This is a genomic window from Treponema brennaborense DSM 12168 (assembly GCF_000212415.1).
GTDB classification, from domain to species: Bacteria; Spirochaetota; Spirochaetia; order Treponematales; family Treponemataceae; genus Treponema_F; species Treponema_F brennaborense.
Genome location: NC_015500.1, coordinates 2,974,953 through 2,991,393, shown reverse-complemented (window position 1 = coordinate 2,991,393; position 16,441 = coordinate 2,974,953). Strand labels below are relative to the sequence as shown.

Here is a 16,441-nt window from a genome sequence, read left to right as displayed (position 1 = left end):
TTCCCGTTCAGGGCGCGCGTTTACGGTTCCCGTGCCGACTGCGGCGGAAACGCCTGCCAGGTTTGCAGTATCCGTTCGCGGCTGCGCGCGGCGGCGAACACGTCGTAAGGCAGAATGCGCAGCTTTGAGAACGATTCGGCGCCGGCGGGCAGCGGTATGTCGTTTCTGACGCTGCGCCGGTACCAGCGGACGGGCACGAGCTGCTGCACGTCCGGGCCGAGCACGAAATCGATAAACCGTTTTGCGTTTTCCGCGTGTGGCGCGTCTTTGACGAGCGCGACGCCGTCGGGAACGGCGATAGTTCCGTCTGCGGGATACACGATCGCGAGCGGCTGACCTGCCGCCGTTTCCGGCAGCGCGGCGTCTTCCGCGGTAAGCCCTGCAAAATATTCGCCGGTGGCGACCGCACTGTGTACCTGCGACGACGCGGCGGCGAGCCCGCCGGTACCGGCGGCGTTTTTCAGTTCCCGAAGCAGAACCCATTCGTCTCCGCCGTCCCGTTCGGATGAGAGAATCGCGTTGAGAATGCTGTACGCGGAACCCGATCGCATCGGGTCGGGCATGATGATGCGGTGCGCAAAAAACGGATCGAGCAGATCCCGCCACGTCCGCGGAATCTTATCGGCGGGAACCAAATCCGTGTTGTACACGAGAACCATCGTCATGACCGAAAATCCCGTCCAGTACTGTTCCGGATCGCAATAGGCGGGATTTATGGCGTCGAGTTGACTGCTTCGGTACGGAGCGAACAGCGCCGTGTTTGCTTCAAGCGACTCGATGCCGCCGCCCCAGAAGACGTCGGCCGTGTGTACGCCCGATTCCCGTTCATGTGCGAGCCGCTCAAGCAGTTCGGTCGTTCCCTGATACACCAATTCGACGGTAATGCCGGTTCGCTGGCGGAATTCGCGGATGATGAATTCGGTTTTATCAGTATAATGCGGAGAATAAATGACCAGTTCCGCTTCCGCTGCGGATGATTTCGGAACGTTGGATTCCGCCTGCCGTTCCCGTTTTGCGCACGCGGTAGTCGCCGCGATTACGCAAAGCAGAAGGCAGAGCCGGAGCATCCGGGCCGCCGGCGGTTTCCTTACAGCCATTCCCGCACCGCGCTGGCGGCTTCGTCGCTTGAAGTAAACAGATGCGCCTGAATGCCGAGTTTCAGCGCTGCCCGTACGTTGTCTTCGTTATCGTCGAAAAACACCGTCTGTTCAGGCGGCGTGCGTTCCATTTCGAGGATAAAGTGCCAGAATTCCGCGTCCGGTTTGATAATTCCCATCAGGTGCGACGCGTAAACTTTATCGAAACAGGCGTAATCGCCGCGTTCGTTGTGCACGTCGTAATGGCAGCGAATCGTATTGGTGCCGGCGACGACCCGATACTTTTTGCGCAGCGCTTCTATCAGCTGGTACGTACCCGCTATCTTTTCCGGCTGAAAATAAAAGCGCCAGTAGTCGCACGGCACGGCGATTCCGGACACCTTTTCAAAGTTATACCAGAACTGCGCTTCGTCGAGCGTTCCGCGCTGCAAATCTGCAAGACCGCCCTCCGCGTACGGGTTCGGGCCGCGCTTTGCCGCCGCGATCGTTTCAGGCAGCGCGCTTTGTTTTGCAAAGCGGTAAAAATCGCTTTCGGTAATACCGAGTTTTTCGGCAATGCGGGGAATGACGACGACGTTGTCGGTAACGACTCCGCCCATATCGAAAATAAACAACATACGTACTCCTAAATCGCAGCGTGCACGCAAGCTGCCGCGTGCACGCAAACTGCCGCGTGCACGGCAAACTGCAGGGAACGCGGCGGCTCCGTCCGAACCGCCGCGTGCGCCGCTATTCTTTTCCTGCGGCGTACATAGACGATCCGCCGACGAAATATTTGGACAAACCGAAAAACAGAATGAAAATCGGAATACTCGCAATAACCGCGACGGCCATCATGGCGCCTTCGTCCGAATATTTTTCCGCCGCAAATTTGACGATATACGCCGGAATCGTTTTCATTTTTTCACTCTGCGCGACCAGCAGCGGCCACAGCAGATTGTCCCATTGCTGCCGGAACGTCAGAACTGCCAGCGTCGCAATCGCCGGCGCACAGTTCGGAAACACGATACGGAAGAATATACCGGGTTCGCTCGTTCCGTCAATACGCGCCGCGTCGAGTACGTCTTCCGGAAACGTCATCAGATATTGGCGCATCTGGAACACGGCGAACGCGTTGACCATAAACGGTATGATAAGACCCGCGTACGTGTTCTGGATATTCAGATTCAGGACGACCATGTACAGCGGAACCATGATGGTTTCAAACGGGATCATCATCGTCGCCATGATTGCAAGGAACACGACGTTCCGTCCGCGGAATTTGTATTTTGCCAGTCCGAATCCGATGAGCGACGCGAACAATATCGTGGTCGCGGTAATAGTGCCTGCTACGAACAGGCTGTTCGCGATGTTGCGTACGTACATGAACGAATTGTCGTTGCCCGCGATGGCGCGCACGTAATTCTGAAAATAGAATTCTTTCGGAATCCAGCTGTACGGCATTTTCATGATGTTGATGGCTTTCATAAAACTCGCCGTTACCATGAATACGAGCGGCAGTACGATGACTGCACAGAACGCGCACAGAAAAATCCATATCAAAGAATTGCCGATTTTGGCCGAGGTTGAACCTGCCGAATGTTTCGTGTTGATCATTGTTTCCTCCTTTTAAGATCGAACGCAGCGCGAGCGGATACTTTCGGACGCACGCGTTGAACGTCCCTTTAGAACGTTACGTCGTCGCTTTTGGTTACTTTCATCTGCAGCGTCGTCAAAAGCAGCATGATGAGGAACAATATGATACTCATGACACTTGCGCGGCTGATTGCAAGATCGCGCATCGCCGTATTGTAAATGTTAAGCGTGATAACGTTGATCGGTGCAAGCGGCGCGCCGCTTTGCGTGAACAAGTATTGCGTGCTGAACGTTTTCAGACACTGAATCATCGCCATAATGGAAACCATAACGGTCGTCGGTTTCAGCAGCGGCATCGTAACCCACAAAAAACGCTGCCAAGCGCTCGCGCCGTCTATGGTCGCCGCTTCGTATACGGTGTCGGGAATTTTGCCGATGCCGGTTATGTACAGAATCGTAAAATATCCGACGTATTTCCAAAAATAAACCATAATGGTAGAAAACTGAACCATGACGGAATCGGCGAGCCATTTGTAGTCGACGCCGTTTTGTCCGGTAAGGGTGTTCATGAACTGATTCATAACGCCGCGCGGGTCGAACAACAGCATCCAGATGAGCGCCGCGACGACGGAAGAAAGCACTGCCGGCGAATATAAAATCATCTGGAATCCGCGCTTGAATTTACTGCGGCTGGTAATGAATACCGCCAGTACGAGCGACACGATGACGAGCGGAATAAAACAGCCGACGGTAAACACGGCGGTTGCCCGCATGGAATTCCAGAAATCGGGACTGGAAAGTATTTTTGCGTAATTGGAAACTCCGACGAACGCCGGCGCTTTCAGGGACAATAATTTCTTGTTGTATAGACTGGTGATAAACGCGTTGATAATCGGATAAAACGAAAAGAGCGCAAAGAACAGGAGCCCCGGCAATGTGAAAAACCATCCCCAACGGGCTTTTTTTTGTTCATACGTCAATCTTGATTTGCGGTTTTTCATATCCGCCTCCTCATGTATCTGTTTCGTGAAAGAAAGGAACCGGCGGCAGCGGATCCATCCGGCAGCAGCTGAGCGCCGCGCCGGGTTTCCGTGCCGACGGTTTTACGGAGCGTTATTCTTCGTCGATAACGGACTGCAGATTCTTTTTCAGCGTTTCAAGTGCTTTTTCGGGCGTGATGCCGGAAAGCATGACCGATTCGACCGCAGTTTTCAGCAAAGATTCGATTTTAGGCGAGTTTTCGGCATAATAGACGATGCTGCCTTTTTCGAGATCCGATTTGAATACGTCGGAATACGGCATGTTTTTGAACGTTGCGGACTCGAACAGCGCTTTCGTAGGCTGTACGATGGCAACTTCTTTCAGATATTCTTCGCCGTGGCTGAGCATATAGCCGAGCAGTTTCCAGGCAGCCTGCTGCTGCGCGCTGCTTTTCTGCGAGTTGACCATGTAATAATGACCGTAGTAGTGGCACGGTTCGGTTTTTTTTGCGTCTTTCCACTGCGGGAACGGAATGACCATCCAGTCGTCGCTGTTGAAGAACGCGGGATTCGCCGCCGCCATGCGCTGTTCCTGATACAGACCGCTCAAAGACATGGCGATTTCGTTCTGGTTGTTGTCGAAGATCTTGCGTGCAGCCGTGTACGTGGGGGAACCGAGGTTTTTGCCCGAAGGACCGAACTGCTGCATGTAGCGCAACGATTTGAGCCAGGCGTCGTCGTTGACGATTGCTTTTTTGCCGTCGTCGCTGATCAGCTTGCCGCCCAACTGTTCAACCATCGGCATCCAGCTGGTCAGATAGTACGGATAGCGGAAGTCGAATCCGCGGCGCGTAATGATTTCACCGTTTCTGAGCGCGATTTTTTCGGAAACCGCCATAATGTCTTCCCAAGTGCGCGGCAGATCCTTCACCGGATCAAGACCCGCGTCGCGGAAAATTTTCTTGTTCAAGTAAATACACCAGTTCGTCAGTTCGAGCGGCAGACCGTATACTTTGCCGTCTTCGGTAACGGGATCAAGCATTCCGCCCATATACGCGTCGATGATCGCTTTTTGGTTTTTGTATCCGGCCGCCTGTGCGTCTACCGGCGCGACGCGTCCGTTTACGATGAACGGATACGAATCGTTGATTTCAAGATTGAAGATATCCGGACCTTCGTTCGCAGCGAATGCGGCAACCAGAATGTCCTTGATTTTTCCGGACGGATAGGTTACGTAATTTACTTTTACACCGGGGTTAGCCGCCTGAAATTCGGCGATGTACCGCTGTTCGATAGCGGTACGGTTGACGTCTTCATGTGTCCAAATGGTTATCTCAACCGGTTTTGACGGATCCGCGGAATCCTTTCCGCCTGCGGCGAACGCGCCTGCCGCACTGAACGCCATGCATACTGCAAGGATGATACCGATTGCTTTTTTCATAAAAGCCTCCTTATTAAAAACCTTTCTCACGCGGAATTGCCGAAAACCGATCGCCTCCGGCAAACCGCCCGTATATATAGAATCTGACTGTTTTTTGAATTGCGCAATGCGGGATTTCTGCGAATTTGTTTAAAATTCTGATACTGCGGGTGTGATGAGAAAGGTTTCGGGTATGAGGAGCCGAACGAGTGCGTCAGTTGCGCCGGTTTCGCGAAATCAGGACGAGGCGCAGGAAGCTTGCGATCGCGGTGAGTGCGGAAGCAACGTACGTGAGTGCGGCGGCGGACAGTACTTTTTTGACGCCGCCCAGTTCCGATTCGTTCAGCGTGCCGGATTTGCCCAAAATGGCGACGGCGCGGCGCGACGCGTTGAATTCGACCGGCAGCGTTACCAGATAAAACAGCACCGCGCAGGCGAAAAACAGCAGGCCCAAGTTTATCAGAAAACTCCAACTGAATACGATGCCCAACACGGCCAGTACGGGCCCCGCCGCTGAACCGATGTTTGCGATCGGAACGAGCGTGCTTCTCAGTGCGAGCGGGCCGTAATGAACGGCGTGCTGAATGGCGTGTCCCGTTTCATGCGCGGCGACGCCGATTGCGGCGATGGACGTTTTTCCGTATACGGAATCGGACAGACGCAGCGTTTTAGACGACGGATCGTAATGATCGGTCAGGTTGCCTGAAACCCGTTCGATTTTTACGTCGCCGATGTTGTTGGCTTTTAAAAGATACGCCGCCGCCTGCGCGCCGCTTATTCCGCGGGCGCTTGCCTGCTGTGAAAAGTGCGAAAACGTCGATTTTACTTTAAACTGTGCCCATACGGACAGCAGAAGCGCCGGAACGACGAGAATCAGATAATACGTATCGAAATACATGAACAACTCCCATAAAAAGTCAAGAAGAAACTGTCAATTTCCGGCTTGGCTTTTTACGCAGCTTCGCAGCAAAGAGAGAAGCTGCACTTGATAAGAAAGTTTGCAACGCAAACGTATAAAAGATACGAGCCGACGATAGTTCAGGCGGTTTGTATCTTACACTTCTTTATACAATAATATACGTTTTTTTCGTACGGGCGGCGAGCCTCACGCTGCAATAAACGGGAGCTGCGGAATACGCATTCGGAAAATGCGGCCGATATCGGACGGTTTCCTTTAACGTTGCACATCTTTATTCGATTAGTTATACTGGGGGCGACTTAAACGATATGAGCGGAAAAACGTTGCCCAGGCGAGTGATGCCGATTCGTGCGGCCGGTGCATCCGCGGCTTTCTCCGGAGGATTCCGATATGATATTTTTACTGATTATAGGATTCACGGCGGTGGGAATCGCCGCGTTTTCGGTTTCGTCAGGCGCGCTGCTGTTCGGGTCTCTTTTTCTGCGGAAAAAAGATACGAGTTCGCTCGATCCGGCCGTTATCGCGCAGGCACTGGATGCGCTCAGAAAAAGCGCGGACGGCACGTCCCTTCGCGGCGTTGAAATGAGCGGCGCGTCCGCCCGGTTGGCGGCGCATTTGAACGATAAACGGATCATGATTCCGCTGCTTGAAGCAAAATTGCGCTGGTTCGGGCTGTGCGGGCGCAAAGCGGCGGTCGAACGTCTTTTCATAACCGGTTTCCGCCGGGTGCGGCTGGCAGGCTACGCCGTTGAACCTGAAGCGGTCGGTTTTGCGGATGCGCCGTGCAGTGCGCTTACTGCAAACGGCACGCTTGCCGGGAACGATACGCTTCCTGCGAACGGCACGCTTGCCGGGAACAGTCCGCGCCGCGTCGCGCTGCTGGTGCACGGGTATTCGGATTCCGCGGCGGGGATGGCCTATCTTGCCGAAGAGTATTTGAAACGCGGCGTAACGGTCGTTGCCGTCGACTGCCGCGCGCACGGCGGTTCGGGAGGCAAACTCATCACGATGGGCTACACCGATGCGTCCGACGTCGTCGACTGGCTTGCGTTTCTGACCGCAAAATACGGCGAGAACACTCGATTCATTCTGCACGGCGTGTCGATGGGAGCCGCCGCCGTACTGCAGTCGCTTTCATTAAAAGAGTTTCAGCCGTTCGTTCCGAACGTAACGGCGGCCGTCGCCGACTGCGGATTTTCTTCCGCAAAAGAGCAGCTCGCCTGTCAGATCGGTGAGATTATCGGGGCGGCGGCGTTTCAGCGTTTTATAGGCGGCCTTGTCATAAACGGTATGTCGCTGGTGAACGGCCTCATGTCGGGGTTCTTTTTGGGGCAGGATTCGCCGGTAAAGGCGCTGCGGAAACGGCGAAAATTACCGGCGTGCCGCATTCCGCTCGTATTGTTTCACGGAGACGCGGACGTTATGGTGAGTCCCCGCATGGCGAACGAGCTTGAAACGGCTGCGGCTGGCTGCGGCGTTTCCGTTGCGCACGTACCGGACGCGCCGCACATCGGCAGTTATTTTTACGATCCGCAGTCGTACATGCGGCGGATTTTCGACGCAATCGCAGTCCGGAAAATTGATTGAAACGTGCGGTGCTTTTACGCCGCTTCTTTTTCCGGCTGAAACGTTCGTACCGTTAACCGGTTTAAAATAAAAAAACCGTACCGCTAAAGGAGGAGGAAAACGCGGTACGGTTTATACTTTTTCTTGCTGCTTATCCATAATATACTGATTTGATAAAAATATGTCAATATATTTTTTCGCATTCAATGCGTTTTTTCGCAAAGTTTGTAAAAGGTGGTTGTTTTATGAAGAAACTCGGCATAATAGGCGCTATGGACGTAGAAGTTGCTCTTTTACGAAAAAACATCGTTAATCCGCTTATAACGCGGATAGCCGCAATCGAATTTATCGAAGGAACGATAAACGGAACGCCGGTCGTAGTGGCAAAAAGCGGCATCGGTAAAGTGAACGCCGCCGTCTGTACGCAGCTGCTCATCCGGTCGTTCGACGTAACCGGCGTCGTCAATACCGGAGCCGCGGGAGCGTTCGCTTCGGGACTCGGCGTGCTCGATTTGGTGATTTCCACCGACGTCATGTATCACGACGTTGACGTTACCGCATGGGGGTACGAAGCCGGCGGTGTTCCCGGTTTGCCTGTTGCGTTCAAGGCCGACGAAACGTTCGTTTCCCGTGCCGAAGAGGTCTGTAAGGCGCTGTTTCCGGAACGGAACGTAGTGTGCGGCAGAGTTGCAAGCGGAGACCAGTTCATCAGTTCCGCGGAAAAAAAACAGGCGATCCGGGCTCTCTGCGCTCCGGCGTGCGTCGAAATGGAAGGGGCGGCCGTGGCTCACGTGTGTACGCTGAACGCCGTTCCGTTCGTCGTGGTGCGCAGCATGTCCGATATGGCCGACGACGACGGCGGCCGGACGGCGGTTTTCAATGAAAAAGCCGCGGGAGAAACGAGCGCCGCTCTTGTTATTGCACTGCTTGAACGGTTATAATACGCTATAAATGAATCTGTTGGTAAAATTTCGGGAAACGCTGTATTCGGTCGTTCCCATTATGGTTATCGTGCTTATTTTGGGGTGTACGGTAGCACCGCTCGGCGGCGTGCTGATAGCCCGATTCGTTATCGGCGGCGTGCTGCTTATCGTCGGGCTGACGGTGTTTCTGCTCGGCGTGGATCTGGGTATTCTGCCGATCGGCGAAGCGGCCGGCTCCGCTCTGGTTAAAAAACGCAGTCTGCCGCTGCTGCTTTCCGTCGCGTTCGTTACCGGATTTTTGGTTACGGCTGCCGAACCCGACGTACAGGTGCTTGCCGGACAGATCCAATCCGTCAGTCCCGCCGTACATAAATTTGCGCTCGTCATGATGATTTCGGCCGGTATCGGGCTGTTCGTCATGATTGGATTGCTGCGTACCGTACTCGCGCTGCCGCTCAACGTAGTGCTGTGCATTTCGTACGCGATTGTGTTCATCTGTGCGTATTTTACGCCGCCCGAATTTCTTGCCGTCGCCTTCGATTCAGGCGGAGCGACGACCGGGCCGATGACGGTGCCGTTTATCATGGCGCTCGGCGTGGGAGTTGCGGCGGTGCGCGCCCGCGACAACGACAGTTTCGGCCTGATAGGCATTGTGTCCGTCGGCCCGATTTTCGCCGTATTGCTGTTCGGTATATATACCGGGCCGTCCGGGGCGGAAAACGCGGCTGCCGCCGCTTCGGCGGAAGAAGTCGAAGGGCTTGGTATTTTTCTGCGGCTACTGCCCGAAGTTTTCAAAGAAGTCACGTACGCGCTGCTGCCGCTTATCGCTTTATTCGCCGTGTTTCAGCTGACGCTCATAAAAATGCCGCCGTATCGGTTTGCCAAAATAATAAAAGGGTTGATCTACAGTTTTATCGGGCTGATTATCTTTTTGGTCGGGGTAAAAGGCGGCTTTATGCTGGCGGGATCTTCGTTAGGGCGGATTTTGGGCGGCTACGTTGCCGCAGAAGCGAACGGCGCTTTGTACGAAGCGCTGATCATCGGCGTGGGCGTGGTGCTCGGCGCCGTCGTCGTCTGTGCCGAACCCGCGGTGTGGGTGCTGACGGATCAGGTTGAAACGGTTTCCGGCGGTACGGTGAAGCGGCGCTTTTTGCTCGTTGCGCTTTCCGCCGGGGTCGCCGTTTCCGTCGGGCTTTCCATGGTGCGCATTCTTGCCGGATTCAGCATTTGGTGGTATTTAATACCCGGTTACGCGCTGGCGCTCGCGATGTCGTTTTTCTGTCCGAAACTGTTTACCGCGATTGCATTCGATTCCGGCGGAGTTGCGTCCGGCCCCATGACTTCCACGTTCGTGCTGTCGTTCACGCTGGGTATTTCTTCGGCGTGCGGCGGAAATCCGGTAACCGACGCGTTCGGCGTTATCGCCCTCGTTGCGCTTACGCCGCTGATTGCGATCCAAACGGTCGGACTTTTATACCGCAATTCGTTACGGAAAATAGGAGGTGCCGCGTGACGTTTTCCCAATTGGTGGCGATCGTGCCGCATAACGAAGGAGATCGGATCGCTTCGATTCTCAAAGCTGCCGGAGCGCGCGGGGGAACCGTGCTGATGGCGCGCGGTACGGCCGAAAACTCGTTTTTGCGGCTGCTCGGCGTCGGCGATACGGCTAAAGATATCGTCTTTTCCGTCGTGGACAGCGCGCAGAAACAGGCGATGATGGACGCCGTTCGAGCGGGAACCGCCGATCAGAAAGCGCATTACGGCATTCTGTTCGCGCGCGAAGTTTCGACCTTTTTTAAAAACAAACACGCAGTTCCGGCGGAATCTGCGGAGGAGACCCGTATGACGGAAAAAACGCATAAACTGATCACGGTTATTTTGAATAAGGGATTTGCCGACGACGCGATGGCCGCAGCCCGTAAGGCGGGTGCCGGCGGCGGAACGGTTATCCATGCGCGCGGTACGGCTCGTGAAGAAGACGCGTCGTTTTTCGGTATAACGCTGGTGCCCGAAAAGGAAATGCTGCTCATTTTGACGGAAAAACAAAAGGCTGACGCCGTTCTTGAGGCCGTATGCACGCTGCCGTGTCTTGCCGAACCGGGCAGCGGCATCGCGTATTGCATGGACGTGGACAGTTTCACTTCGCTGGGGCAGAAAGCGGCGAAAGAATGAAGACCAAAGACCGTATTCTTTCCATATTACGGGAGGCGGACGGCGCGGTCGTGTCCGGAGAAGATTTGGCCGAGCGGTGCGGCGTTTCGCGTACCGCCGTATGGAAAGCCGTTTCGGCGCTGCGTTCGGACGGTTACGTGCTTGAAGCCGGAACGAACCGCGGATATCGGCTCGTTCGGGAAGGCGAATCACTGGACGCATCGCTGATCGAGCGGCGCGCAGCCTCCTTGTGCAGCACAGCTTCCTTGTGCGGCGCCGCACAAGGAAGCCGTACGGATTTTAGCGGTAAAGTTCGCGTGTTCGGCGTTACCGATTCCACGAACAGCGAAGCTAAAAAGGCGCTTTCCGGTGCGGCGTTTGTACATACGGCGGACGGATCCCTTTCTGCGGAGGGGCGGGCGCTGCACGGTTCCGCGTTTTTTGCCGAAACGCAGACTGCCGGGCGGGGCAGACTGGGGCGTCCGTTTTATTCACCGTCGCACACCGGATTGTACGTCAGCCTGGTGTACGTTCCCGCAGGCGGCGTGCACGAGCCGGCTTTGCTTACCGCGAGTGCCGCCGTGGGTGTCTGCCGCGCGCTTTCGCGCGTATACGGCGTCGACGCCCGGATAAAATGGGTGAACGACGTGTTTCTGCACGGCAAAAAGATATGCGGCATTCTCACCGAAGGCGTCAGCAATTTTGAAACGGGTATTATAGAAGCCGCCGTCGTCGGGATCGGCGTCAATATTGCCGAAAGCGGCGACGGGTTTCCCGATCAAATTGCGCGCGTTGCGGGCACCGTTTTGCCCTCTGCCGGAGACGAACCGGCAGCCGCGTCAGGCGGATTGCGCCGGAACGAACTGGCCGCCGCCCTCGTATACGAAGTGATGCGTGCGCTTGACGAAAGCGGCGGGTACGCAGCCGAATCTGCAACTGCTGAACGCACTGCAGTCGACACCGGCGCATCGGTAAATCCGGTGATGCGGGAATATCGGGAACGATCGCTTTTTACCGGAGGACAGGAATTGACCGTGTTCCCGCTCGCCGGGGACGCTTCGTCCGGATACGCGGCGCGTTTCGTTTCCATAGACGACGGCGCGCGCCTTATCGTGGAGCTGCCGGACGGAACGCGACGCGCGCTGGGATCGGGCGAAGTAACGCTGCGCAGTGCGCGCGTGGCGCAGTGATGCAAAGCGGCGCGGGCTAGGTTCGAGCGGCGTTTCAGTGACGCAAAGCGGCGCGGAATTTCGGCAGTTCGGCGCCCGCACATTTATTTCTTGCGTGCCGCCGGCGTATCTGTTATACTGAAAGCAGCTTATCAGAGGAGCTTCCCATGCAAAAATCTGCGGTGAAAACATTCGGTATTTTAACTTCCGGCGGGGATGCTCCCGGCTTGAACGCGGCGATCCGCGGCGTCGCGCGTACCGCGATTGATCAGTTCGGTATGAACGTGATCGGTATTGAACACGGGTACCGCGGTTTAATAGAAGGCAACGCGCGGGAACTGCATCCCGAAGATTTTTCGGGTATTTTGACGCGCGGCGGAACCATTTTGGGAACTTCGCGCGAAAAACCGTTTAAAAATGAGGAAATCGACCCTGAGACCGGAATGTCCGCCGTCGAACGAATCAAAGCCAATTATAAAAAGTGGGGGCTCGACGCGCTCGTCGTACTCGGCGGAAACGGAACGAACACGACCGGCAGTCTGCTTGCCCAAGAGGGATTGAACGTTATCGGACTGCCGAAAACGATAGACAACGATTTGGTCGAAACCGATATCACGTTCGGTTTCCATACCGCGGTTTCCGTCGCTACCGAAGCAATCGACCGCATCCACACGACCGCGCACAGTCACAACCGGATCATGGTCATTGAAGTGATGGGCCATAAGGCCGGCTGGCTGGGTTTGTACGCGGGAGTTGCCGGCGGCGGAGACGTTATCCTGCTGCCCGAAATACCGTACAATATCGCTTCAATCGCCGATCATCTGAAAAAACGGCGCGATGCCGGAAAGGCGTTTTCCATCGTGGTGGTTGCCGAAGGCGCGCTTTCCGAAGAAGAAGCGCTTATGGATAAAAAGACCTTTAAAAAATCGCGGCTTGCGATGCCGTATTCCATTGCGTATCGCGTTGCGCACGAATTGGAAGAAGCGACTGCGCTTGAGTCGCGCGTTACCGTGCTCGGTTATTTGCAGCGCGGAGGAACGCCCGTCGCGTACGACAGGGCGCTTGCGACGATTTTCGGAACCGCGGCGGCGCACATGCTTTCGCAAGGCGACTTCGGCAAAATGGTTGCGCTGCAGAACGGAAAAGTGGTAGGCGTGCCGCTTGAAAATGTGGCCGGAAAAATAAAGCGGGTTCCGCTCGATGATAAAATGCTGCTGGCCGGGCGCGAAGTTGGAACATGTTTCGGCGATTAAACTATAAATGTCATTTCTGCGCTGTATGCGACGGGTCCGGATGTACCGGTGAATTGCCGGGAATGGGCGGCGTGTACGGTAATGAAAATTTCCGCAGAAATTGCGAAGACTGGAAAATTCTTGCACGGACTTTCGCTGCCGGCAGTCCGCCGTCGGCGGAAACCTCGCGTGAAGCCGCGGAATCGCTTCAACTTGCCGCCTTGCCGTATGGAGCCGAAAAATCGCCGCTTCAAACTGCGGCACCTCAGCGGATGCCGCTGATCAGGCTTGCGCCGATTACCGGCGGCGTTGAAAACGTCGGGTATCAGGACGAACGTTCGTTTTATTTTGATCTGATTACGGCGGTAAGCGAAGCCGGAATCGCGCTTTCGATCGGCGACGGTTGTCCGGATGAAAAAATTTTGGGCGGTATCGCCGCGCTTCGCGCCGTGCGGCGGTTTTATCCGGAACGCCGCGCCGCCGTGTTCATTAAACCGTATGAAAACAAGCGTATTTTCGAGCGTATCGAATGGGCCGGTTCCTGTGCGGAACTGATAGGAGTCGATATCGATTCGTATAATATCGTAACGATGCGCAATTTGGTTCGGCTCGAAAAAAAGAACGCGGCACAGCTGCGTGAGATTCGGCGCGCGCTTCGCGTCCCGTTTGCGGTAAAGGGAATATTTACCGAAGCCGACGTGGAGCTGGTGCGCGAGCTGAAACCCGACGTGGCGGTCGTTTCAAATCACGGCGGCCGCATTGAAACCCGCCGCGGCAGTACGGCCGCTTTTTTGGCCGAGTACGGGCGCGCGCTGCAAGCGAACTGCGGCGAATTGTGGGTTGACGGCGGTATACGCGATAAAGGCGATATTGAAACCGCCGCCCGGTTCGGCGCGGCGCAGGTTCTGGTAGGCCGTCCGTTCATTTCGGCGCTCTGCCGCGGCGGCGTCCGCGAAGTAATCCGCGAAGCGCGCGCACTGCGCGGATTGTGATTCGGCGCTACCGCAATAGCTCTTCGACCCGGCGTTTATTCGATATCAGATTGCAGGTGAATCAGTTCAGTACGCCGTACTGCGCCCGATACGCGCGCATCGAGTCGAGGTGTTCTTTTCCGGCGATGACGCCTTCTTCCATAGCCTGAATGATGTCGTTGATTGTTACGATCGGATACACTTTTACGCCGAAGTCGCGGTAGGCTTCCTGTACGGCGGAAAGCGTTCCGGTCAGTCCTTTTTCCATGCGGTCAACGGTGATAATCATGGCTTCAACCGTAACGTCGGCGCAGCCGGTCAGCTTGGGCATCACTTCGCGCAGGGCTTTTCCGCTGGTCATGACGTCTTCTATTATGACGATGCGGTCGTTCGCTTCGGGCTGTTTTCCTACGAACGCACCGCCTTCTCCGTGATCTTTTATTTCTTTCCGGTCAAAGCAGTATCGCACGTCGACCCCGTATTTCGTATAGAGTGCGACGGCTGCGCTGACGGCGAGGGGAATTCCCTTGTACGCGGGACCGAACAGAACGTCGGCCTGAATGCCGTGTTCCTTGATGCAGTCGGCGTAAAATCCGCCCAAACGCGCCAGATGTGCGCCGGTAGTGTAGTTGCCCGTGTTGATAAAATACGGTGCGCGCCGTCCGCTTTTCAGCGTGAAGTCGCCGAACGTGAGCACGCCGCTGTCGCTCATGAATTTGATGAATTCCTGCTTGTACGTCATTATTCCTCCTGCGGAAACGGCGTGAAGCGGAACCGTGTTCCCGGGGTTTTTCGCCGCGCCGTGCCGGAGTATGATAGCATACGGTGCGGAAAATACCAAGCCGGATTTTCCGGACGGCGGCTCTCGTTTGCTGGCGGTTTACTCCGGGAGTACCGTCCGTTCGTGCCGGATCAGATGAAACGTGTTTTTTTCAACGGAAAGAAGACCTTCACCCTGCATTTTGCCCAGTTCGTTCGAGAGGGCGCTCCGATCCACGCACAGGTAGTCGGCAAGCTGCTGCCGGTTGAACGGTACGGCAACGTCGAACGATCCCTGTTTGCGCGACTGAAACGACAAGTACGAAAGCAGCCGGTTGCGAATGGATTTGGGCGTAATATGCGTTATTTTACGCGTCAGATTCAGATTTTTCTCCGCCATAATATACAATAAATTTTGGATCAGCGTGTGATGAAATTTGCAGCCGGAGGAGCAGGTTGTCAGAACTCGCCGGGTATCCATGAACAGAATGTCCGTGTCTTCGGCGGCGGTGACTGAAATCATGAGCGGTTCGCCGGGTGTGCACGCGTATGCTTCGGCAAAAATGTTTCCCCGGCCGAAACTGCCGAGGATCGCCCGGTTGCCCCAAATATCGTTTTGTTCGACGTGCACGCTGCCCGACAGCAGCAGCCCTATTTCACGGACGACCGTTCCTTCGCGGTACACGGTTTCACCTTTGCCGTATTTTTTGGTATAAGCGTTCAGGCAGTTCAGCATCGGCTGAATTTCGGATTCCCGAACGCCTCGGAACAAAACGGTGTTTGATAAAAAGAAATAATCCATAAAATCCTCAAAAATGTTGTTTTAACAACATACGGCGTCGGGCAAATATACTATTCTTAGTATATAAAGTCAATAGTACGCGGAGGTCGTATATGATACGGAAAATAATTCAGATTGATGAAGAAAAATGCAACGGCTGCGGATTGTGCGCTCACGCGTGTCATGAAGGAGCCATCGGCATGATAGACGGTAAGGCGAAGCTGCTGCGCGACGATTATTGCGACGGATTGGGCAATTGTCTGCCCGCCTGTCCGACCGGCGCGATCAGTTTTGTCGAGCGCGAAGCGGCGGCGTACGACGAACAAGCCGTGCTTGCAAATAAAAAAAAGGCTGCCGCTCCGCACGCGCTTGCGTGCGGCTGTCCGGGGACGCGTTCGCATCTGATCGAGCGGCATGGCAAGCCTGCGGCGGCGCCGGAAACTGCGGTTTCCGCGAAGGTTGCCGCGGCCGGCCGGCAGGAGTCCATGCTGAATCAGTGGCCGGTTCAGATAAAACTGGTTCCGGTAAACGCGCCGTATTTTGACGGTGCGGATCTGCTGGTTGCCGCCGACTGCACCGCGTACGCGTATGCCGATTTTCACGCCGATTTTATTCGCGGCAAAATTACGCTGATCGGGTGCCCGAAGCTGGACGACGGCGATTATACGGAAAAACTGACGCAGATCATCTGCGAAAACGATATCCGAAGCGTAACGGTCGTGCGGATGGAAGTTCCCTGCTGCGGCGGAATTGAAAACGCGGTTAAAAACGCTTTGAAAGCGGCGGCGGTCAAAAAGGGCGGAAAACTCGTTCCGTGGCAAGTCGTTACGGTTTCTACGGACGGAAAAATTATATGACAGCCTGCAAGGGCTTACCGCCGGTTCTGAAACTGCCGGCG

General features: G+C 55.3%; 16 protein-coding genes. 8 read left to right on the top strand and 8 right to left on the bottom strand.

Translation table 11 applies throughout. The annotated features are described in order from the left end of the window. Positions 1–20 precede the first annotated feature (20 nt). The 6 genes from TREBR_RS13020 to TREBR_RS12995 all read right to left on the bottom strand — a co-directional run bounded on the left by TREBR_RS13020 (position 21) and on the right by TREBR_RS12995 (position 5,970). On the bottom strand, positions 21–1,097 hold the full coding sequence (locus TREBR_RS13020; RefSeq protein ID WP_041610465.1) for an ABC transporter substrate-binding protein: 1,077 nt from the start codon (positions 1,095–1,097) through the stop codon (positions 21–23). Then, positions 1,088–1,714: an HAD family hydrolase gene (locus TREBR_RS13015; protein ID WP_013759636.1), complete on the bottom strand. Its 627-nt coding sequence runs from the start codon at positions 1,712–1,714 to the stop codon at positions 1,088–1,090. Before TREBR_RS13015 ends, TREBR_RS13020 begins: the two co-directional genes overlap by 10 nt. Before the next feature lie 112 nt (positions 1,715–1,826). Then, entirely contained in the window at positions 1,827–2,693 is an 867-nt protein-coding gene (locus TREBR_RS13010; protein ID WP_013759635.1) for a carbohydrate ABC transporter permease, read from the bottom strand. Between the two features lie 68 nt (positions 2,694–2,761). After that, positions 2,762–3,673: a carbohydrate ABC transporter permease gene (locus tag TREBR_RS13005; protein WP_013759634.1), complete on the bottom strand. Its 912-nt coding sequence runs from the start codon at positions 3,671–3,673 to the stop codon at positions 2,762–2,764. Between the two features lie 112 nt (positions 3,674–3,785). Next, positions 3,786–5,093: an extracellular solute-binding protein gene (locus TREBR_RS13000; protein ID WP_013759633.1), complete on the bottom strand. Its 1,308-nt coding sequence runs from the start codon at positions 5,091–5,093 to the stop codon at positions 3,786–3,788. 193 nt (positions 5,094–5,286) lie between these two features. Then, positions 5,287–5,970 carry a zinc metallopeptidase gene (locus TREBR_RS12995; RefSeq protein ID WP_013759632.1) on the bottom strand — a complete coding sequence of 228 codons (684 nt, stop codon included), beginning with the start codon at positions 5,968–5,970 and terminating at the stop codon, positions 5,287–5,289. A gap of 411 nt (positions 5,971–6,381) precedes the next feature. On the opposite strand from TREBR_RS12995, the gene TREBR_RS12990 reads away from it, so the two are divergent. The 7 genes from TREBR_RS12990 (at position 6,382) to TREBR_RS12960 (ending at position 14,024) form a co-directional block, all read left to right on the top strand. Next, positions 6,382–7,578 (top strand): alpha/beta hydrolase, encoded by a 1,197-nt coding sequence (locus TREBR_RS12990; protein WP_013759631.1) that lies wholly within the window; start codon positions 6,382–6,384, stop codon positions 7,576–7,578. Between the two features lie 224 nt (positions 7,579–7,802). Further along, positions 7,803–8,498 (top strand): 5'-methylthioadenosine/adenosylhomocysteine nucleosidase, encoded by a 696-nt coding sequence (locus TREBR_RS12985; RefSeq protein WP_013759630.1) that lies wholly within the window; start codon positions 7,803–7,805, stop codon positions 8,496–8,498. Between the two features lie 10 nt (positions 8,499–8,508). Next, positions 8,509–9,993, top strand: a complete 1,485-nt coding sequence (locus TREBR_RS12980) for a DUF1538 domain-containing protein (protein ID WP_013759629.1) — start codon at positions 8,509–8,511, stop codon at positions 9,991–9,993. Continuing rightward, positions 9,990–10,652 (top strand): P-II family nitrogen regulator, encoded by a 663-nt coding sequence (locus TREBR_RS14670; RefSeq protein WP_013759628.1) that lies wholly within the window; start codon positions 9,990–9,992, stop codon positions 10,650–10,652. The genes TREBR_RS12980 and TREBR_RS14670 overlap by 4 nt, the downstream gene beginning before the upstream one ends. After that, positions 10,649–11,821: a biotin--[acetyl-CoA-carboxylase] ligase gene (locus TREBR_RS12970; protein WP_013759627.1), complete on the top strand. Its 1,173-nt coding sequence runs from the start codon at positions 10,649–10,651 to the stop codon at positions 11,819–11,821. Before TREBR_RS14670 ends, TREBR_RS12970 begins: the two co-directional genes overlap by 4 nt. Positions 11,822–11,967: 146 nt before the next feature. Next, positions 11,968–13,053, top strand: coding sequence for a 6-phosphofructokinase (locus TREBR_RS12965; RefSeq protein WP_013759626.1), 1,086 nt, complete (start codon positions 11,968–11,970; stop codon positions 13,051–13,053). Then, on the top strand, positions 13,038–14,024 hold the full coding sequence (locus tag TREBR_RS12960; protein ID WP_013759625.1) for an alpha-hydroxy-acid oxidizing protein: 987 nt from the start codon (positions 13,038–13,040) through the stop codon (positions 14,022–14,024). Before TREBR_RS12965 ends, TREBR_RS12960 begins: the two co-directional genes overlap by 16 nt. A 61-nt stretch (positions 14,025–14,085) precedes the next feature. On the opposite strand, the gene pyrE is transcribed toward TREBR_RS12960, so the two are convergent. Continuing rightward, positions 14,086–14,745, bottom strand: coding sequence for an orotate phosphoribosyltransferase (pyrE, locus tag TREBR_RS12955; protein WP_013759624.1), 660 nt, complete (start codon positions 14,743–14,745; stop codon positions 14,086–14,088). A gap of 138 nt (positions 14,746–14,883) precedes the next feature. After that, positions 14,884–15,564: a Crp/Fnr family transcriptional regulator gene (locus tag TREBR_RS12950; protein ID WP_013759623.1), complete on the bottom strand. Its 681-nt coding sequence runs from the start codon at positions 15,562–15,564 to the stop codon at positions 14,884–14,886. Between the two features lie 92 nt (positions 15,565–15,656). Between TREBR_RS12950 and TREBR_RS12945 the strand changes: the two genes are divergently transcribed. Then, positions 15,657–16,400: a 4Fe-4S binding protein gene (locus TREBR_RS12945; protein WP_013759622.1), complete on the top strand. Its 744-nt coding sequence runs from the start codon at positions 15,657–15,659 to the stop codon at positions 16,398–16,400. Positions 16,401–16,441: the final 41 nt, after the last annotated feature.